General features: G+C 37.8%; 15 protein-coding genes. 11 read left to right on the top strand and 4 right to left on the bottom strand.

Translation table 11 applies throughout. The features are described from left to right. Positions 1-16: 16 nt before the first annotated feature. The 3 genes from rarD to ABH957_RS06155 all read left to right on the top strand — a co-directional run bounded on the left by rarD (position 17) and on the right by ABH957_RS06155 (position 3420). The gene (gene rarD, locus ABH957_RS06165; RefSeq protein WP_002014350.1) at positions 17-958 is read left to right on the top strand and encodes an EamA family transporter RarD; all 942 of its coding nucleotides are present in this window, start codon (positions 17-19) and stop codon (positions 956-958) included. Positions 959-1038: 80 nt separating this feature from the next. Next, positions 1039-1464, top strand: a complete 426-nt coding sequence (locus tag ABH957_RS06160; RefSeq protein WP_000447809.1) for a divergent PAP2 family protein — start codon at positions 1039-1041, stop codon at positions 1462-1464. A 102-nt stretch (positions 1465-1566) separates the two neighbouring features. Next, positions 1567-3420, top strand: coding sequence for a terpene cyclase/mutase family protein (locus ABH957_RS06155; RefSeq protein WP_404456601.1), 1854 nt, complete (start codon positions 1567-1569; stop codon positions 3418-3420). A 74-nt stretch (positions 3421-3494) separates the two neighbouring features. Here the strand turns inward: ABH957_RS06155 and ABH957_RS06150 are convergent, their stop codons facing one another. Beyond that, complete coding sequence (locus ABH957_RS06150) at positions 3495-3644, bottom strand: YfhD family protein (RefSeq protein WP_002066466.1); 150 nt, start codon at positions 3642-3644, stop codon at positions 3495-3497. A gap of 133 nt (positions 3645-3777) precedes the next feature. On the opposite strand from ABH957_RS06150, the gene fabG reads away from it, so the two are divergent. After that, positions 3778-4518: a 3-oxoacyl-ACP reductase FabG gene (fabG, locus tag ABH957_RS06145; RefSeq protein WP_002111090.1), complete on the top strand. Its 741-nt coding sequence runs from the start codon at positions 3778-3780 to the stop codon at positions 4516-4518. Between the two features lie 50 nt (positions 4519-4568). On the opposite strand, the gene dhaS is transcribed toward fabG, so the two are convergent. Further along, on the bottom strand, positions 4569-6053 hold the full coding sequence (gene dhaS / locus ABH957_RS06140) for an aldehyde dehydrogenase DhaS (protein WP_404444064.1): 1485 nt from the start codon (positions 6051-6053) through the stop codon (positions 4569-4571). Between the two features lie 272 nt (positions 6054-6325). Between dhaS and ABH957_RS06135 the strand changes: the two genes are divergently transcribed. The 6 genes from ABH957_RS06135 (at position 6326) to ABH957_RS06110 (ending at position 12832) form a co-directional block, all read left to right on the top strand. Then, positions 6326-6604, top strand: a complete 279-nt coding sequence (locus ABH957_RS06135; protein ID WP_002014357.1) for a YhdT family protein — start codon at positions 6326-6328, stop codon at positions 6602-6604. 3 nt (positions 6605-6607) lie between these two features. Next, entirely contained in the window at positions 6608-8041 is a 1434-nt protein-coding gene (panF, locus tag ABH957_RS06130) for a sodium/pantothenate symporter (protein ID WP_404456604.1), read from the top strand. A gap of 121 nt (positions 8042-8162) precedes the next feature. Beyond that, a complete protein-coding gene (locus ABH957_RS06125) occupies positions 8163-9095 on the top strand; it encodes a nucleoside hydrolase (RefSeq protein ID WP_404456606.1) in 933 nt (310 codons plus the stop codon). A 117-nt stretch (positions 9096-9212) separates the two neighbouring features. Beyond that, complete coding sequence (locus ABH957_RS06120) at positions 9213-10322, top strand: serine hydrolase (protein ID WP_404510783.1); 1110 nt, start codon at positions 9213-9215, stop codon at positions 10320-10322. A 101-nt stretch (positions 10323-10423) separates the two neighbouring features. Continuing rightward, complete coding sequence (gene argH / locus ABH957_RS06115; RefSeq protein ID WP_404510781.1) at positions 10424-11932, top strand: argininosuccinate lyase; 1509 nt, start codon at positions 10424-10426, stop codon at positions 11930-11932. A 66-nt stretch (positions 11933-11998) separates the two neighbouring features. Beyond that, entirely contained in the window at positions 11999-12832 is an 834-nt protein-coding gene (locus tag ABH957_RS06110; RefSeq protein ID WP_404510779.1) for a GNAT family N-acetyltransferase, read from the top strand. Between the two features lie 35 nt (positions 12833-12867). Here the strand turns inward: ABH957_RS06110 and ABH957_RS06105 are convergent, their stop codons facing one another. After that, a complete protein-coding gene (locus ABH957_RS06105) occupies positions 12868-13617 on the bottom strand; it encodes a (S)-benzoin forming benzil reductase (RefSeq protein WP_404510778.1) in 750 nt (249 codons plus the stop codon). 117 nt (positions 13618-13734) lie between these two features. Here ABH957_RS06105 and ABH957_RS06100 point away from each other — a divergent pair, with 117 nt between their 5' ends. Then, positions 13735-21207 carry a DUF7507 domain-containing protein gene (locus tag ABH957_RS06100; RefSeq protein ID WP_404510776.1) on the top strand — a complete coding sequence of 2491 codons (7473 nt, stop codon included), beginning with the start codon at positions 13735-13737 and terminating at the stop codon, positions 21205-21207. Positions 21208-21254: 47 nt separating this feature from the next. On the opposite strand, the gene ABH957_RS06095 is transcribed toward ABH957_RS06100, so the two are convergent. After that, entirely contained in the window at positions 21255-21812 is a 558-nt protein-coding gene (locus ABH957_RS06095) for a CatB-related O-acetyltransferase (protein WP_002185210.1), read from the bottom strand. Positions 21813-21926 lie beyond the last annotated feature (114 nt).

The raw sequence follows: 21926 nt of genomic DNA, 5'->3' as shown, positions 1-21926 counted from the left end.
GAGGAGAAAAAGGAAGATGGGGAGTCAAACAGCAGAGCAAAAGCAGGGGATTATATATGCAGCAGGTGCGTATACGATGTGGGGAGTCCTTCCGATTTATTGGAAATGGGTGGAGGAAGTACCGGCAGATGAAATATTAGCGCATCGCATCGTTTGGGCATTTGTTTTTATGTTGTTAGTTTTAGGAGTAACGAAGAGGTTTCGTCAGTTTGGTGGGGAGTTAGTGGCCCTTTTTAAACGACCTAAATTATTAATGTCATTAACAATTGCTTCGGTACTTATTAGTGGAAACTGGTTTGTATACATATGGGCCGTAAATCATAACCATGTAATCGAAGCAAGTCTTGGGTATTATATTAATCCACTTATAAGTATTTTACTTGGTACAGTTGTTTTAAAAGAGAAGCTTAATTTTTGGCAATATGTTGCGGTTGGTTTAGCTGGATTGGGCGTTGTTATTTTAACGATACGTTTCGGATCAATTCCATGGGTTTCTCTTTCACTTGCTTTTTCATTTGGATTATATGGATTAACGAAAAAATTATTAAATTATGATGCAACAATTGGGCTTACGATGGAAACGATGTTAGTGACGCCATTTGCACTTATATATTTGTTTATGACAGGAGTTCATGGCTTTGGTTCGTTCGGTTCTATTTCGGCAATATCAACGTTTCTTTTAATAGGGGCAGGTATTGTTACAGCGTTACCACTCTTTTATTTTGCTAAAGGAGCACAACTTATTCCGCTCTATATGATAGGATTTTTACAATACATCGCGCCGACTATTAGTTTAATTTTAGGTGTGTTCGTTTTTGGTGAACATTTCACATCTACTCATATGATTGCGTTTTTCTGTATATGGATTGCTTTATTTGTCTTTTCAATGGCGAAAACAAAGTTTCTACTACAGAAGCAACCAAAATTTATTAAAAATAAATCAGCAAAAGTATCATAATGCGTAGTATTTTCTACGCATTTTTCTTTATACTTATATTATATAGAAATTCCATTATAGTCAGTGAGGAGCTGAAAAACATGGAAACAATTTTACATAATGATCCACTTATAGCAGCTATAATTTCTTGGTTTTTAGCACAGTTAACGAAAGTCGTTTTTAAATTAATAAAAACAGGCGAGTTTGATTTTGCTAAGTTCTTTGCTTCAGGTGGAATGCCAAGTTCGCATGCTTCGACTGTTACTGCACTTGCTACAGGTGTCGGAGTGGTGGAAGGTGTGGAGAGTCCAATATTTGCGGTTGCCGCTATTTTTGCCATTATTGTTATGTACGATGCTTCAGGAGTAAGGCTTGCGGTAAGTAAGCAAGCGAAAATATTGAATGATTTTTTTCATGGTAGACAAACAGAATATAAAAAGTTAAATGAGCTCGTTGGACATACACCGTATCAAGTTGTTGTTGGTGCACTATTAGGAATTGTTGTCGGGGTTGGGTATTGTTTGTAAGCAGAATGTGTGTAATACACGTTCTGCTTTTCTTTGTTTTCATACATATTTAGATGAGTTTTCGAATATCGTATACGGACTTAGAAAGGGTGGGTGAGCGGTGTGCTACTATATGACAAAGTGCATGAGGAGATAGAGCGGAGAACGACTGCACTTCAAACGATGCAAAGGCGAGACGGAACGTGGCAATTTTGTTTTGAAGGAGCTTTGCTAACGGATTGTCACATGATTTTTTTACTCAAATTATTAGGGCGAAATGACGAAATAGAACCGTTTGTGAAAAGGTTAGTATCTCTTCAAACAAATGAAGGGACTTGGAAATTATACGAAGATGAAAAGGGAGGGAATTTATCCGCGACGATCCAAGCATATGCTGCTTTACTTGCTTCGGAAAAATATTCGAAAGAAGATATGAATATGAGGCGAGCTGAAATGTTTATTAAGGAACACGGGGGAGTTTCTCGTGCTCATTTTATGACGAAATTTTTATTAGCGATTCATGGAGAATATGAATTTCCTGCGCTTTTTCACTTTCCAACGCCAATCTTATTTTTACAAGATGACTCCCCCCTCAGTATATTTGGGCTAAGCAGCTCAGCGCGTATACATTTAATTCCGATGATGATTTGTATGAATAAGAGATTCCGTGTAGAGAAAAAGTTATTGCCAAATTTAAATCATATTGCAGGCGGGGGTGGGCAATGGTTTCGAGAGGAGCGGTCTCCGCTGTTTCAATCGTTTTTAGGTGATGTGAAAAAGGTAATATCTTATCCATTATCGTTACATCATAAAGGATACGAAGAAGTAGAGCGCTTTATGAAGGAGCGTATAGATGAAAATGGAACATTATATAGTTACGCCAGTGCTACGTTTTATATGATTTATGCTTTGCTTGCATTAGGGCACTCTATTCAGTCTCCCATTATTGAGAAAGCTGTGACAGGATTAAAATCTTATATATGGAAGATGGACAGAGGAAGTCATTTGCAAAATTCTCCTTCTACCGTATGGGATACCGCTTTACTTAGCTATTCATTGCAAGAAGCTAAAGTTACAAATGAAAATAAGATGATTCAAAGGGCGACGGAGTATTTATTGCAAAAACAACAAACTAAAAAGGTAGATTGGAGCGTACATGCATCATCACTTGTAGCTGGCGGTTGGGGATTTTCAGATGTTAATACGACGATCCCTGATATAGACGATACTACAGCTGCCCTTAGAGCGTTAGCGCGAAGTAGAGGGAATGATAGAGTAGATGATGCGTGGGGAAGAGGTGTGGAATGGGTAAAAGGATTGCAAAACAATGATGGAGGCTGGGGAGCTTTTGAACGAGGGGTAACGAGCAAGTTACTATCGAATTTGCCGATTGAAAATGCGAGTGATATGATAACCGATCCGTCCACACCAGATATTACAGGTAGGGTGTTAGAATTATTCGGAACGTATGCACCGAATGAATTGCTTGAAGAGCAAAAAAAGAAAGCTATCAAATGGTTAATGGATGTACAGGAACAGAATGGATCATGGTATGGAAAATGGGGGATATGTTATATATATGGGACATGGGCAACGATGACAGGCTTACGTGCATTAGGAGTGCCTTCTACTCATCCATCGTTGAAAAAAGCAGCTTCATGGCTCGAACATTTGCAGCATGAAGACGGAGGGTGGGGAGAATCCTGTCAAAGTAGTGTAGAGAAAAAATTTATTTCTTTACCTTTTAGTACGCCGTCACAAACAGCGTGGGCACTTGATGCACTCATTTCTTACTACGATCAAGAAACACCGATTATTCGAAAAGGAATTTCATATTTGCTCGCGCAATCTACTATGAATGAAAAATATCCTACTGGTACAGGGTTACCGGGGGGCTTTTATATTCGCTATCATAGTTATGGACATATATATCCGTTACTTGCTTTAGCGCACTACGTAAAGAAATATAGAAAATAAACCGAGAGATACTCTCGGTTTATTTTGATGGGTAGTAGGTCCCTGTTGAAAAGAATAAGGAACGTTGTAGTTCCTTATTTTTCTGTTGATTGGCGTTTTTGACGTGCATCAGCGGCATTTGCACGTGCGTTTGCTTCTAAGTCATTGTGGTCAGCGAGTTCGCGAGCGAACTCAACATCAATGCCATCGGCAGCTTTGTTTCGATTTACATTCTTTTTTTTCATTCGACACAATCTCCTTGTGTTTTATGCGGTGTTGCAAAGTTAGTTTGACACAAATAGACTTTTTTATACAAAGAGGATTTGGAAAGCATAGAGCCGAAATATACAATATAACTAATAGAAATGGGGGATAGGGATGGATTTGTTGAATGGGAAAACAGCTGTTGTAACGGGTGCTGCGCAGGGGATTGGAAAAGAAATCGCACGAGTTTTTGCAAAACTAGGGGCCAAAGTATTAATTAGTGATGTAAATGAAGAGAAGCTACAAGAAACGACACGTGAATTATCAGATGAAGGGTATGATGTGAGTTTATATCGATGTGATGTGAGTAATCAAAATGAAGCGAAGTCGTTAATTGAATATGCGGTGCAAAAATTTGGTACATTACATATTTTAGTGAATAACGCTGGGATTACAAAAGATGCAATGTTACATAAGATGGAGAAGTCTGCTTGGGAACAAGTATTACAAGTGAACTTAACTGGCGTTTTTTATTGTATGCAGCCAGCACTTCTTTATATGAGACAACAACAGTATGGACGGATTATTAATATTTCTTCTATTAGTAGGGAAGGAAATATTGGACAAGCAAATTATGCGGCTACAAAAGCAGGGGTTGTAGGTTTAACAAAAACAGCAGCGAAAGAGGTTGGGAGTTTTGGTATTACGTGTAATGCGATTTGTCCAGGATTTATGGATACTGATATGACAAAAACAATACCGGATAAAGTAAAAGAGAAAATGGTTGGAGCGATTCCAGTTGGAAGAATCGGAACGCCGGAAGATATTGCAAACGCAGCTGCCTTTTTAGCATCAGAGTATGCGTCTTACATTACAGGAGAGGTATTAAATGTGAGCGGTGGGTTGCAAGTGTAAATGAATACATAATGAAAAGAACCTGACCGAGTAGGTCAGGTTCTTTCTCGTTAATTTAAGTTAATCCAAACGCTCTTCACTTCTGTATAGTTGTTCAGCGCGTAAGATCCCATTTCGCGGCCAAGACCGGATTGTTTAAATCCTCCAAATGGAGATGCTGCATCAAAGACGTTATAACAGTTTACCCATACAGTACCAGCACGTACTTTACTTGCAACATAGTGTGCTGTTTTAACATTTTCTGTCCACACACCAGCCGCTAAGCCGAATTGTGATTTATTTGCACGTTCAATTACTTCATCAATATCGTTAAAAGGTATTGCAGAAATAACTGGACCGAAAATTTCTTCTTTTGCGATCGTCATTTCGTCATTTACGTCAGCGAATACTGTAGGAGAAACGAAGTAGCCTTGATCGAATGGATTACTTCCTCCGCAAAGTACTTCAGCGCCTTCTTCAATCCCTTTTTCAATGTAGCTCATTACACGTTTTTGTTGTTCTTCGGAAACGAGAGGACCGATTGTTGTTTCAGGGTTAAGACCGACACCTTGATTTAGTTTTTTAGAATAGAGGACGAGATCAGCCATGACATTATCATACATTTTCTTTGGAATAAATAAGCGTGATCCAGCAGAGCATACTTGTCCTTGGTTAAACATAACACCAGAAAGTGCACCAGGAATCGCGCGAGATAAGTCGGCGTCTGGTAAAATAATGTTCGGTGATTTACCGCCAAGCTCTAAAGTAACACGTTTCAATGATTCAGATGCTTGTCGCATAATTTGTTTACCGACTGGAGTAGAACCAGTAAATGCAATTTTATCAATGAGTGGATGATTAACAAGTGCTTGTCCAGCTGATTCACCGAATCCAGGAACGATATTAATAACACCTTTCGGGAATCCAGCTTCTTCAATTAATTCAGCTAAGTATAGAGCGGATAGTGGAGTTTGTTCTGCAGGTTTTAAAACGATTGTACATCCTGTAGCAAGCGCAGCTCCCATTTTCCACATTGCCATAAGAAGTGGGAAGTTCCAAGGGATAATTTGACCGACGACACCAACAGCCTCATGGCGTGTATAGTTAAAGTAATCACCGGAAACAGGAATTGTTTGACCAACAATTTTCGTCGCCCAGCCAGCATAATAGCGCATATGCTCAATTGCAAGTGGTATGTCTGCCGCCATTGTTTCACGGATTGGCTTTCCGTTATCTAACGTTTCGAGCTGTGCGAGTTCTTCTTTATGCTCTTCCATTAAATCAGCGAGCTTGTACATAAGACGGCTGCGTTCAGCAGTGCTCATGCGTGACCAAGGACCTTCATCGAAAGCCATTCGAGCAGCTACCACAGCTTTATGAATGTCTTCGCGACCAGCTTCAGCAACGATAGCGAGTGTTTCACCAGTTGCTGGGTTAGGAGTTTTAAAAGTTTTTCCGGAAGCGCTTTCAATGAACGCTCCGTTCACATATAGTTTCTTTGTGCCTTGAAGAAATTTCTCTACCTTTTCATGAAGATTTACAGCTAGTTGACTCATTGTATAACCCCCTTGAAAATATAATTTAAACGCAGTACGAGACGGCGTTTATTCCGAAATCAAGGATGTGGGAACTAGATGAAAAGCCTCTACTTAAAATCATAAATAAAAAATGCTGAAAATTCAAATTTCATTTTCATTACAATTGTAAAAAATATGTAATGAAACATTGTATTCTATATAATTACAAAAAATCCTGCGCGTTTTTGTTTTCTAGTAGGAAAAACTAGAAAAACAGTGGTACAATTATACATCGTGAGAGGAGGGGGAAAATGAAGAATTATCATGATGATCCGCGCTTTCGAGTTGCCCATAGAGAAGCGTTAATTGGTCTTGGATTAGCTATTATTAATTTTATAATATGGTATGGATTTGCTTATGGGCTTGGAAGTAAGGATCCGAGTGAATATACATATGTATTAGGTTTTCCAGCATGGTTTTTTTATAGCTGTATCGTTGGATTTATCGTAATGGTTATTTTGCTTATTTTAGTTGTTCGTTTTTTATTTCAAGATATTTCACTCGATGAGGAAGAAAAAAGTGAGGAATGATAGATGAATTGGTATGTAATAATCCCAATGATAATTTCTTTTATCGTTGTGTTTTTAATTGGTGTATATGCATCAAGACGTGTACAAGCAACCGCTAATAATAAATTTTTACAAGAATATTTTCTTGGTGGGCGTGAACTTGGTGGCTTATTATTAGCTATGACGATGATTGCTACGTACGGTAGTGCAAGTAGCTTTATCGGTGGGCCTGGTATTGCTTACAATATGGGTCTTGGATGGGTGCTGTTATCAGCGATTCAAGTTGTAACAGGATATATCGTTTTAACGGTTATTGGTAAAAAGTTTGCTATTATCGCTAGAAAGATGGAAGCAATTACGCTTATTGATTATTTAAAGGGCAGATACAATAATAAAGCGGTAGTTGTTCTTTCTGCGTTATGTATTATAATCTTTTTGTTCTCAGCAACAGTAGCCCAGTGGGTTGGCGGCGGACGATTAATTGAGTCGCTAACAGGACTTTCCTACACAACGGCACTATTTTTATTTACATTTTCTGTACTTGTGTATGTGTTAATTGGTGGATTTCGTGCAGTCGCTTTATCAGATACGTTATTAGGAATCATTATGTTAGTCGGAACAACAATCATTTTAATTGCTACTGTCATTGCTGGTGGCGGAGTTGAAAAGATTATGCAGGAACTTATTCAAATTAATCCGAATCTAATAACACCGTTCGGAGCGGATGGAAGTTTAACGAAATCATATGTCACATCATTTTGGATTTTAATTGGGATTGGTGTCGTTGGATTACCGCAAATTAGTGTGCGTGCTATGTCTTATAAAAATTCAAAAGCTATGCACCAAGCATTAATCATTGGAACGGTTGTCGTTGGTACGATTATGATTGGTATGCATTTAACAGGTGTGTTTGCAAGAGTAGTCCTTCCAGGCATAACGGTACCAGATAAAGTAATGCCGCTACTCGCGATGGAAGTGTTGCCACCTTGGTTAGCTGGAGTTTTCTTAGCTGCACCAATGGCAGCGATAATGTCTACTGTGAACTCATTATTATTACTTGTAAGTTCGTCAATTATTAAAGATATATATGTGAACTATATAAATAAAGATGCCGCGGATAGTACGATAAAGAAAGGTAGCCTATTGATTACTGGTATCGTAGGATTACTCGTATATGCTGCCGCTATTAAGCCACCAGACTTTTTAATTTGGTTAAATTTATTTTCTTTCGGTGGTTTAGAAGCAGCGTTCATTTGGCCGATTGTGTTAGGTTTATATTGGAAAAAAGGAAATGCAACTGGAGCTCTCGCATCTATTTTAGTTGGAGTAGGTTCCTATATGTTTATTCACCTTTGCTACCCTAATCCATTTGGTATACATACAGTTGTTTTCCCGATTTGTTTGGCGTTTATCGCTTACATCATTGGAAGTATGAGTGTTGTGAAAAAAACAGTATAAGTTAGAAGAAAAACGTAGTCCATATAGGACTACGTTTTTCTTATGAATTTGTTCTTTTCTATTCTGTATATCCATGGCTATTCATAAATTAATAACAACTGCGGGGATGGAGTTGAGGTCGATGAAAAAAGTGTTGTTTTTGGGAGACCCGGGAATTGATGACTCTTTAGCAATTATGTATGGATTGTTGCATCCTGATATTGATATCGTTGGAGTCGTAACTGGATATGGGAATGTAACGCAGGAAAAGGCGACGAGTAATGCGGCGTATTTATTGCAAATAGCTGGCAGGGAAGATATACCTGTTATTAATGGTGCTAAAATACCTTTGTCTGGTGATTTTGTGACGTATTATCCAGAAATTCACGGAGCAGATGGCTTAGGACCTATTAAACCCCCAAAAGCTTTTTCACCAAATATAAAACCCTTTTGTGCATTTTTTGATATTCTTGAAAAGTATAAAGGAGAATTAATTATTGTTGATGCTGGTAGGTCAACGACACTAGCGACAGCATTTATTTTAGAAAAACCGATGATGAAGTATGTGAAAGAATATTATATAATGGGCGGTGCGTTCTTAATGCCTGGAAATGTTACACCAGTCGCAGAGGCGAATTTTCATGGTGATCCTATTGCGTCACAATTAGTTATGCAAAATGCAAAAAATGTGACAGTAGTGCCGCTTAACGTTACATCTGAAGCTATTATTACGCCGGAGATGGTAAAGTATATTACGAAACACTCTAAAACAAGTTTTAATAAGTTAATCGAACCGATATTTACGTATTATTATAAAGCTTATAAAAAGTTAAATCCCAAAATAACAGGTAGTCCAGTACATGACGTTGTTACAATGATGGTAGCGGCAAATCCATCTCTTTTAGATTACGTGTATCGCCGTGTTGATGTCGATACAGTTGGAGTTGCAAAAGGAGAAAGTATCGCTGATTTTCGCCCGCAACCTGATGCAAAAGCATTGAAAAATTGGGTGAAAATTGGTTGGTCATTACATTATAAAAAGTTTCTTGAAGATTTCGTGAAAATTATGACGTAGACATAATAGGAACATACAAGTTAAAATAATGGAGATGATTATTTAAATAATCATCTCCATTATTTTGTTTTTAAGAGATAAATAGAGAAGAGTTACACAATGGGAGAGGAATTTTACTTGAAAAAAACTATAGTATGCGCAGTGATTTTGGGTATTTTTGTTTTGCTGATATCGGGTAACTTTTTAGTGAAAAAAGTGTGGAGTTCAAATAATGATGATGCGCAGTACATAGCATCCTTTATTGAAGAACATAAAGATGAAAAGAATAGTGCACTTTTAATAAAAAGAAATGATAAAGTCGTGTATTCTGTAAATCCGGATGTTGTATTGCCAGTTGCTAGTACGATGAAATTAATTGTGGCGCTTGAATATACGAAACAAGTTACAGAGGGGAAAATCGATCCGTCTAGTTTCGTTTCAATTAATGATGTGAATCGTTATTATGTGCCGGGTACAGATGGTGGTGCACAAGATAGATGGCAAAATTATTTGCAAAAAAAAGAAAAGATAACTGAAGGAGCGGTTTCTTTAGAAGAAGTTGCAAAAGGAATGGTTAAGTTCAGTTCAAATGCAAATACTGAATATTTAATGGAAGTGTTAGGGCTAGATAACATTAATCGAAATTTACAAAGCTTATCGCTCCCTGCACACCAACCACTATTTCCGATTGTTTCATCATTATATATTCCAGGATATTTGCATAAAGAATTACATGTTCCAAAATATAAAATAGAGAAAAAGTTAAAAGAAATGTCCCAAGAGCAATATCGAGAGTATGCCATGATTATTCATGAACGCTTAAAAAAGAAGGGACCATTATTACAGAAGGAAATTCCTCTTTATTTAGAGGAACGATACGACAAAATTTGGTCGGATAGATTGCCTGCTGCTTCGGCAAATGATTATATGGTATTGCTTCAAAAGGCAAATCATAAGGGTGGTCTTACAGAAGCTGAAGAAAAAGTGTGGGCGAATATCGTTGAAACAGATATGAGCGCAAAGAAATATCGTAAAACATTCAGGCATGCTGGACAAAAGAATGGTTATACACCATGGACGGTAACTAAAGCAGTTTATGCAATGGATAAACGCGGAAACTGTACAGAAATTGTTTTCTTAGCAAATAATTTAAATGAAGATGACAGTACTGAAATACGTAAACACTTAGCAAATTTACATTTCCAAGTGTTGCAAAGTGATAAGTATGATGCGACTTTTATTAAATAAACTCGGTGCTATAAGCACCGAGTTTATTTTTACGTACAAGCACTTTTTTGCCATCCCTGGGTATGATGGGTAGTAATACTTAGGTGAGAGGGGAAAAGGTGATGAAACAGAGTAAAGAAGAGTTTATAAAGAGTGAAGGCGCTGATTTCCCTGGGAAAACATATGTGGATTGTGTATTACAGCATGTATTTGATTTTCAACGCAATTATTTATTGAAAGATATGTTTCAAGTGCATAGGGCACATATTATTATGTTAACTGAAGAAAAGTTGATGAAAAGAGAAGAAGCTAAAGTTATACTAACAGCACTTAAAAAGGTAGAGGCAATTCCCAAGGATAGATTATTATATACGGAGCAGCATGAAGATCTTTTTTTCTTAGTTGAACATTTGCTTTCTCAAGAAGCAAAGTGTGAATTTGTAAGTAATATGCATATCGGTAGAAGTAGAAATGATATGGGTGTAACGATGTATCGCATGAGTTTACGGCAATTTGTATTGCGGTTAATGGAACATCATTTATTGCTGCAAGAAAGTATGCTGGAGCTCGCCGGTGAACATATGGAAACAATTATGCCCGCGTATACACATACCCAACCAGCGCAGCCGACAACATTTGGTCATTATGTTTTGGCAATTTACGATACGATGCAACGAGATTTAGAAAGAATGAAAAAAGCGTATCATCTTTTAAATCATTCTCCAATGGGGGCAGCTGCCCTTTCTACAACAAGCTTCCCAATTAAGCGAGAACGAGTGGCACAGTTACTTGGGTTTACAAATGTAATTGAGAACTCATATGATGCTGTTGCTGGAGCGGATTATTTATTAGAAGTTAGCTCGTTACTAATGGTAATTATGACGAATACGAGTAGGTGGATTCATGATTTTTTACTATTAGCGACGAAAGAATATGATGGGATTACTGTAGCGAAGCCATATGTGCAAATAAGTAGTATTATGCCGCAAAAACGAAATCCTGTTTCAATAGAACATGCCCGTGCTATTACGAGTAGTGCTTTAGGGGAAGCATTTACTGTATTTCAAATGATTCATAATACACCATTTGGCGATATTGTCGATACGGAGGATGACTTGCAGCCGTATTTATATAAAGGAATCGAAAAGGCGATTCGTGTTTTTTGTATTATGAACGCAGTTATTCGAACGATGAAAGTAGAAGAGGAAACGTTAAAAAATCGTTCATATAAACACGCGATTACGATTACAGATTTCGCAGATCTTTTAACAAAAAACTATGAAATACCATTTCGGCATGCACATCATGCAGCAAGTACGATTGCGAATATGTCATTGGAGCAGAAAAAGGAGTTACATGAATTACATTTCAAAGACATAAATGTATACTTACAAGAAAATTTGAAAGTAAATTTATTAGAAGAAGAATGGAAAGAAATTATATCACCAGAAGCTTTTATTCAAAAAAGAAATGTATATGGTGGACCGAGTAAAAAAGAGATGGAGCGTATGATTAAAAATCGAAAAGAGTCATTTCAAAAAGAAGAAGAGGTATTTGAAAAGGAAAAACAAAGAATTTTACAAGCTGAAAATGATTTGAATACGTTAGCTTCGAATATTATTGAATCGTAAAAGAGGGATTTAATGAATTAATCGCCAATACTTAATGAAACTATAAATAGAGAGAAGAGATTGTCGATGATTCAATTACATGTATATGAAGAGATTCTTAATTTTACAGAAGAGGTTACACCATTTTTAGAGAAGAATGAGCAGGAAAATAATCTCATATTAGGTGTATTACAAATGGTCCGAGAACCGATATTTATAGGAGTAGCAAAACAAGGGGAAGAAATTGCAGCTGTATTTCTTCAAACAGAAGAAAAGAAACAAATAATTGTTGCTACGTCTGAGATTTCGGCAGTAGCTATTAAGGAACTTGCAAAAGAGTTAACGAAAGTATATCCAAATATTCCTGGATTGATTGGTAATAAAAAAATCGTACAGAAATTAGCGGAAGAGATTGCAGTGTTAGAGAATAAGAAAACTAATGTTGCAATGGAGCAAGGTATATATGAATTAAAACAAGTAAAGAAAAAGTGGAACGGAGATGGAATCTTTCGAGAAGTAAGTAGTGATGAGCTAACATTAATAGAGCAGTGGATATATCAATTTTGCGAAGATGTGAAGCTTCCTACTACGAAAGAAGAAGCGAAACAAACTGCTCATACATTAATTACTAATCATCGTCTATTTGGTTTAGAAGTAGACGGGAAGATTGTTTCTGTAGCTGCAAAAACGAGACCGACTACAAACAATATAACAGTTAATTTCGTATATACACCGAAAGAAGCTCGGAAAAAAGGGTACGCATCTAGTTGTGTCGCTGCACTTAGTCAACGTATGTTAGATGAAGGCTACAAAACAACTACATTATATACGGACCTGGCAAATCCAACATCAAATAAAATTTATCAAGAGATTGGTTATGAGAAGATGATGGAGTCTGTACTCATATTTTTAGAGAAATAGAATGAAAAGGCACGCTATTATAGCGTGCCTCTTTGTTATTCATCAATTCGAATTACTTCACCCTGCGGGAAATTCTCAGTTTCTATTAAGTTACGAATAGCTTTCGCAACATATTTAGGTGACAGTAGCTTTCCTTCTTCTTTTAATGCGGTGAATCGATCTAAGTTAATAAAGTCTTCCTTATTTGTTTCACGAATTTGTGCTTGCATATTTGTATCAACAACACCAGGTGCGAAAGCGACAGTTTTTACAGGATATTCTTTCTCCGCTTCTTCAGTAGCTACGCACTGTGTAAACATATTTACACCGGCTTTCGTTGTACAATAAGCTCCCCATCCGAAATAAGGATTTTTTCCTGCTCCAGATGAAATATTTATAATGCGTTTTTCTACTTTCCAGTCTTTCGTATGTTTCATGAAAGTGGAAGTAAGGATCATTGGTGCGATTAAATTAATATGAACGTTCGTAATGAATTGTTCACTTTCTGACTTTTCAATAGGTTTCATTGGTGCAAGTGTTCCTGCATTATTAATTAAATGAATCGATGAGACATTGTCTTTTTGAATAGATGAAAAGACTTCGTTAAAATGAGTTTCTAAATTATGTACATCTTGAAGATCTATGGAATGGAAAATACAATTGCTGTTATATTGTTCTGCGAGTTTAGTAAGCTCTTTATTTTCTCTTCTAGAAATAGAGATGATACTCGTGTTTTCTTCTAACAATTGCGTGGCAATTGCCTCGCCTAAACCTTGTGAAGTTCCTGTTACGATAACGTAGCGCATAGTGTAATAAACTCCTCTCCATATATGTGGAATTTTGTTGGACAACGTACGTTGCATAGTTTGTCTACATTTTATAGTATAGAGCACTTTTTACTATAAATGAAATGAGATGATTGTGTGCCTTTTATGAATCGCTTTACGACAACTGTAACTGGTGCCGTCACGTTCACTGGGAACACGTTGGGACTAAGTCCTACATCACCTGCACCAAACAATAACTTCGGTACGATTGATGTGTTTACAACGATAAATACATCGCTTCAAGTACCTGGATTCCCGGTAGGAACAACGAATGACTGGCCATTAAATTCTTCAAGTGCAATTTTGAACCTTCCAGCAGGGAGTAGTGTTTTATACGCAGAACTAGTATGGGCCGGCACATACCGGACCGATACAGAGGATGTTACAGCATTTTTAAATGATAATATTTCATTTACAACACCAGCAGGAACATTTTCTGTTGCACCAGATCCTGCCACTGCGCAGCAAGGTTCAGTTGGGAACCAGTTTTATTATGTTCGCTCTGCTAATGTAACGAATCTTGTTAATACAGGGGGAGCGGGAACATATACAACGGGTGCTGTACCGGCTACAAGAACTTCTGCTGATCCAACAGTCAGTCGTTCAGCTGGTTGGACGCTTGAGGTAGTTTATCAAAATGCAAGTTTACCTCTTAGGAATTTGTCAGTGTATGCAGGTCAAGAAATTATCGATGCTTCATCGCCACCAGTTGATGCTACTATTTCAGGTTTTGCAACGCCATCTACAGGTGCTGTTACAGGGAGAGTACTTGTAACAGCTCAAGAAGGAGATTCTAACATTGTTGGAGATCAACTTCGCTTTGGACCGAATGCGAATGCTACAGTTGCTTTATTCGGACCGAGAAATCCCGCAAATAATTTCTTTCAGTCACAAATTTGTAATGATAGTGGGAATTTAGATACAACTGGCACCTTTGGAAATTTGAATCAGCCGTTAGGGATAGCTTTAGCCGTCCGAAGACAAGGGTGGGATATTACGAATGTAGATGCTTCGTCATCCTTAGTAAATAATCAAACGTCAGCGACTGTTCGCTTCGTTACAAATGGAGATGGATATGCTGCAGCTGGTTTTGGTGTTCAAATTGATGCGACAGGGCCAATTATAAATCCCGTTAAATCTGTTGATAAAACCGTTGCAGCAGTAGGTGATATTCTCACTTATACGATTACTGTTCCGAATACAGGGACAGGAAGTGCAGAAAACGTTGTATTACAAGACAGTATTCCGAATGGAACGACGTTTATAGCAGGCAGTGTTACAGTAGGTGGAGTAACTCAGCCGAGCGCCAATCCAGCTAGTGGAATTAATTTAGGAACGATACCGAATAATGCTCAAAGAGTTGTTACATTTCAAGTGAGAGTTACGTCATTCCCAAGTCCAAATCCAATTTCAAATCGTGCAATGGTGTCATACCAATTCCGTCCTTTTGTTGGAAGTCCTCCTATCACAAGTACAGCTTCTTCAAATACAGTACAGACGACGGTAAATCGCGCAAATGTAAGTTTGCAAAAATCTGTAGATTTACAGACGGCAACACTTAATGATGTATTAACGTACACAGTTAATGTGACGAATAATGGGAATGTCGCTGCAAATAATGTGATTTTTGTTGATAGTATACCTGCTGGAACAACGTTTGTAACAAATAGTGTTACGGTAAATGGAGTAGCTCGACCAGGAGCGAATCCAGCAAGTAGTATTAATCTTGGAAGTATTAATGCTTCGCAAACGACTGTAGTACGCTTTCAAGTTCGAGTGACATCTAATCCTCTTGTAAATCCAATTCCGAACCGTGCAAGTGCAACGTTTAACTTTATTCCGGTTCCTGGTCAACAACCGGTTTCAGGCCAAGCGACAAGTAATACAGTATTTACTACAATAAATATAGCCGATATAAGAACGAGAAAAACAGTAGATAGAGCTTTTGCGACAATTAATGACGTTCTTACGTATACCGTTACAATTGAAAATACAGGAAATGTACTGGCGACGAACGTTATTTTTCAAGATCCAATCCCAATTGGAACGACTTTTATACCAAATAGTGTAACTGTTGATGGAGTTTCGCAACCTGGGGCAAATCCAGCGACTGGGTTTACGGTAGCGAATATATCTCCAGGTGGAAGTAGAACGGTGACTTTTCAAGTACGAGTTACATCTACCCCATCAGGAGGCACGATTGCGAATCGCGGTAATGTATCTGCTAATTTCGTCGTTATTCCGAATCAACCGCCAGTAACGATTAATAGGCAAACGAATACCGTTGTAACACAAGTTAATACAGGTGGTTTAAATGTAATAAAAGAAGTGAATACAACGCAAGCAGCAGTAGGGGATACTTTAACGTATACGATTGCCGTTCAAAATACAGGAAACGTTCCGCTAACAAATGTATTTTTCCAAGACCCTATTCCTTCTGCTGTTTCATTTGTTGCAAATTCTGTAACAATTAATGGAGTACCGCAAAGTGGATTGAATCCGAATCCAGGATTTTCTCTTCCAAATATTCCTGCGGCTCAAACAGTTGTAGTCACATTTGACGTATTAATTGTACAGGATCCAGAAAATGAAGATATTTTAAATCAAGCAAATGTAACAGCAAGTTTTCAAGTGAATCCGAGTGAACCACCAGTAACAATTAATGTTCCTAGTAACATTGTTAACACAACTGTACAATCGGGGAATTTTGAAGTTGTGAAAGCAGTCAATACGGATGTTGCAACGGTAGGGGATGTTTTAGTATATACAATCGAAATCATAAATGCAGGTAGTGTACCAGCGACAAATGTATTTTTCCAAGATTCAATTCCGCAAGGGACATTATTTATTGAAAACAGTGTATTAGTTAATGGTGTTTTACAAGAAGGAGCAGATCCAGAACTTGGATTCCCACTAAATAATTTGCCTACTGGCGCAAGTGTAATTGTTTCGTTTGAAGTATTAATTGATGAAATTCCCCAAGGAAATAATGTCGTAAATAATGCGAATGTAACTGGAGATTTCCTTGTAAATCCAACAGAGCCACCAATTACTGTAACAGTACCAAGTAATACTGTTATGACAGTTGTGAATTCTTCAGGGCTAAATGTAATGAAGAGCGTAAGTGCTAGTGAAGCCGGTGTAGGAGATACGTTAACGTATACAGTTCGTATACAAAATAGTGGAACAGTAGCAGCGACAAATGTATCATTCCTTGATCCGATTCCACCTGGAACAACGTTTGTTGCGAATAGTGTAACAATAAACGGGATATCTCAACCTGGTTTAGATCCGACAACTGGATTTCCGCTTGCTAATATTCCGGTAGGTACGATGGTAACAGTTACTTTCCAAGTGTTAATTACAAGTGTACCATCAAATAGAGTTCTTCCGAATAATGCGAATGTCACTGCTGATTTCCAAGTAAGTCCTCTCCAGCCACCAATTACAATTGTAACGATTAGTAATATTGTTGTGACGCGAGTGAATGTAGGATCACTTAATGTAATGAAGAGTGTAAATACACCACAAGCAGGTATAGGAGATACGTTAACGTATACGATTCGTATTCAAAATACAGGAACTGTTCCTGCAACAAATATCATTTTTCAAGATCCAATCCCAACTGGAGCTACATTTGTAGCGAATAGTGTAACGATAAATGGAGTTGTTCAGCAAGGCGCGAATCCTATGACAGGTTTTCCAGTACCAAATATTCCAGTCGGGCAAACCGCTACAATTACGTTTCAAGTTACAGTGACGAGTGTTCCAAGTGGAGGGAATATAAGAAATCAATCGAACGTTACTGCAAGCTTCCTTATAAATCCGGCAGGACCTCCTATAACGACTGCTACGAATAGTAATTTTGTAGTGACACAGGTAAATACGGCACAGTTAAATATACAAAAATCTTCATCTGTACAACAAGCAGCACTTGGAGAGACTTACACGTATTCTGTTGTCATTCGAAATAATGGCACAGTACTAGCGACGAATGTTTCTTTCATTGATCCGATTGCAACAGAAACAACATTTGTCGCAAATAGTGTAACGATAAATGGAACGCCTCAACCTGGCTTTGACCCAAATGTTGGTTTCCCGCTCCCTAATATCGCAGCTGGAACATCATTGACAGTAACGTTCCAAGTTACGGTAGTTGCACCGTCTACACGTGGAGCAGTACTAAACACAGCATCTGCTACAGCCACTTTTTTATTAAATCCTTTACAACCGCCTGTAACAACGACAAATTCAAGTAATACGACAGTAGTTACAATACCGTTACCTCCTCCTGGTGAAGTAACAGCAACAAAAACTGTAAATGTTGCTGCTGGAGCTGTTGGAGATGTATTAACGTATACCGTTCTAATAACGAATGTAGGAATTATACCTGTTACAGATGTACTCTTCCAAGATGTCATTCCAGAAGGAACAACATTTGTCGCAAATAGTGTAACGATAGGTGGAATACAGCAACTTGGTGTAAATCCTGGAATAGGATTTACAGTTACTCCGTCATTAAATGCTGGTGGAAGTATTACGGTAACATTCCAAGTGACGATTACAGAGATTCCAGATAATGAAGTCATATTAAACGATGCTGACGTTACATTTACTTCACAACCAAATCCGCAGGAACCACCGATTACGCAAACGATATTAACAAATTTAGTCGTTACGACGATTAATATAGCGTCTATTTTCCCATTAAAACTAGTAGATAAAGAGGCAGCAACGGTTGGAGAAATATTAACTTACGATGTACTAATTTTTAACTTTGGAACAGTGCCGGCAACAAATGTTCAATTTCTTGATTCTAGTACGAGTGGTGTAGCATTTGTTCCAGGAAGTGTGAGTATAAACGGAATACCAGAGCCTGGATTAGATCCGTTCATAGGCTTTACAGTTCCAGATATACCTGTAGGTGATTTTGTACTTGTCACATACCAAGAGATGGTAACGAGCATACCTCAAGGTGGAACAGTAGTTAACTTTGTGGATGTTACGGCTACATTTGCTGTAAGTGGAACAGAGCCGCCTATTACTGAAACAACGACAAGTAACACGACATTAACGAAAATAAATGAATCTGGTTTGAATGTTTTAAAATCAGTAAGTCAGCCGGTTGTTGCAGTAGGAGATACAATCACATATACAACAGTAGTTCAAAATACGGGAACAGTGACAGCGACGAATGTTCAATATAGTGATGTATTACCTTCCTCTATAACATTCATACCGAACAGTGTAACGATAGACGGTGTGTTACAACCTGGATTCAATCCTAATAATGGATTCCCGCTTCCAGATATAAATCCAGGTGAAAGTGTAGAAGTAACCTTCCAAGTAACCGTCGTCAGTGTGCCATCAAACGGAACGATTGCCAATACGGCAAACGTGACTGGAAGCTTTATATTAGTACCAGGAGAACCACCAGTTATAGTAAACCAACCAAGCAATACAACACTCACAACTGTAAATAGAGGACGATTTAATGTTATAAAACAGGTGAACAGGGCTGCGACTCTCGTTGGCGATGTATTAACGTATACAGTGCAAATAACGAATACGGGAACAGTAACAGCTAACAATGTTCAGTTTATTGATACGATTTCAGCAGGAGCGTCATTTGTCCCAAATAGTGTAACGGTAAATGGAACTCCGCAACCTGGTTTAAATCCGATTACTGGGTTTGGAATTGGCGATATACTTGTTGGCAATACGACTATAGTGACGTTCCAAGCGACAGTGACAAATATTCCATCTTCAGGAACGATAACGAATGTTGCAAATATAACAGGAAGTTTTACTTTAGTACCAGGAGAACCACCAGTTGTAGTAACAGAGCCGAGTAATACGACAATAACAAGGGTAAATAGAGGGCGATTCAATGTTATAAAAACTGTCAACAAACAGGCGACACGATTAGGAGATACGTTAACGTATAGTGTGCAAGTTACAAATACAGGAACGGTAACAGCGACAAATGTGCAATTTATTGACGTTCCATCACCTAGTTTAGAATTCGTTCCAGGGAGTGTACAGATAAATGGGATTCCGCAAGTAGGTTTAGATCCTTTTGTAGGCTTTTCATTACCGGATCTCCCAGTAGGAGATAGTGTACTCATAACGTTTGAAGTAACTGTAATCTCAATCCCGCCTTCTAATAGCATTATGAATTCGGCGAGTGTAACGGGTAGTTTTGAACTTATTCCAGGAGAACCACCGTTTACAATTACGAGTTCGAGTAATACGACAGTAACTCCAGTAAATAGAGGCAGTTTAGATATGCTAAAAGAAGTAGATCATCCAATTGTTGGAGTAGGAGAAACGGTAACGTATACTGTTCGTATATTAAATACTGGTACGGCTGATGCGATGAATGTTCAATTTATAGACGTGTTATCTCAGGAAGCTGATTTTGTCCCAAATAGTGTAACGATAAATGGAATACCACAGCCGGGGTTAAATCCACAGATTGGATTTACGATACCAGATATCCCAGTCGGTGAAACGGTGATTGTAACATATGAAGCTACGATTACAAGTTTTCCTGATGGTGGTACGGTAGTGAACGTTGCTGGGGCATTAGCAGAGTATATTTTAGTACCAGGAGAGCCACCAGTTACAGTGATGGACACAAGTAATACAGTTATTGTAACGGTAAATACTGCAATTTTATTTGTTGCAAAAGGAGCGGATTTTGAAGTAGCAATGGTAGGAGATGTTGTCACTTACGGAATTGCTGTTATAAATGATAGTACAGTTCCTGTGACGAATATTATTTTAACAGACATCATTGACCCAAATACGTTATTTATAAATGGCACGGTAACAGTAAATGATGTACCTTTTCCATTTGCCAATCCGAATACTGGTATCCCTTTAGGTAATTTTCAGCCAAATGATGCAGCGATTATTAATTTCCAAGTTGTAATAACAGGAGGGCAAATAAATAATTTAGTTACAAATACAGCTACAGCGAATGGGCTTGCAACTGTAAATCCTAATGAGCCGCCAGTAGTAGTTGAAGGCGATAGTAATACAGTTGTTATCCCGTTTATTCCTCAAAATGTTTCAACAACAGTCGTAAAAACGGCAGATCTTCAATCAGCAACGATAGGCGATGTTATTACGTTTACGACAGTTATTACGAATACGGGGGATACAGCGATACAAAATATTCGTTTTCAAGATATGTTAGATAGTAGTTTTCGATTTGTTCCTGGAAGTGTAACTGTTGATAATACGCCAGTGCCAAATGTAAGCCCAGTATTAGGGTTTCTTATAGGAAGTTTAAATCCAGGTGAAGCACGGACAGTTTCGTTCCAAGTAACAGTTCAGAGTGCACCAAGCGGTTCAGGAAATTATATTAATCAAGCGAGTATTCGCTTCGAACATCAAGTAGGCACAGTATTGCCACCTGTTACACAAATAATAGATAGTAACATAGTTGTCATTCCATTTGTTCCAACGATAGAACAAATTTGTGAAACAAACTTTAATTGTTTAGACAAAATTCCATTTCACTGTTCCCCGTGTAATCAGTTGCGAATAAATAAAAAATAAACACAAAAAGAGCATCCTGAAAGAATAGGATGCTCTTTTTGTTTAGATCAAGTAGCTTCTTCTTCGGGAGAAGTGAAAAATTCGTTGATTTTGTTGGAGAGTAGAAATGGAATAGCTCCTTTTATAACGGAAATGTCCCAGTCCCACCATGCAAGGTTTTCTAGTTTTTCAATGATTTCTTGCGGGAAACGATATCGAACTAGTTTGGCAGGATTACCAGCGACGATTGCATATGGAGGTACGTCTTTTGTAACAACACTCTTGGCCCCGATAATGGCCCCGTTACCAATTGTAACACCAGATAAAATGCAGGATTGATAACCAATCCATACATCATTGCCGACTACGATATCACCTTTTGAAGAAGGATGCCCAGTAATGTGTGCTCCTTCTTCGAAGAGGACATTAAATGGATAAGTTGTTATCCAATCAGCACGATGTTCACCGCCAAGTACGAAAACGACTTCTTCTCCTAATGAACAAAACTTACCTATTTTTAATTTTGTTTCATCATTCCAAGAAAAAATAATAGGGCCTACTTTACTGTAAGTATAATCACCGATATCATATTTATTATATTCAGGTTTTTGATTTAAATATAACATACCAATTTTAGCATCCTCTCTAAAGAAAGTAATGGATATGGAACATTATATGCAAGGTGAAGTAAGGCGAACTATGTTGTATGAAATAGTAATGTGCAAAAATGTTAGTAGGCA

The sequence above is a fragment of the Bacillus sp. RC242 genome (assembly GCF_044908245.1).
GTDB classification, from domain to species: Bacteria; Bacillota; Bacilli; order Bacillales; family Bacillaceae_G; genus Bacillus_A; species Bacillus_A mycoides.
Note: the sequence above shows the minus strand (reverse complement) of the source record. Positions and strands in the feature narration are given on the sequence as shown.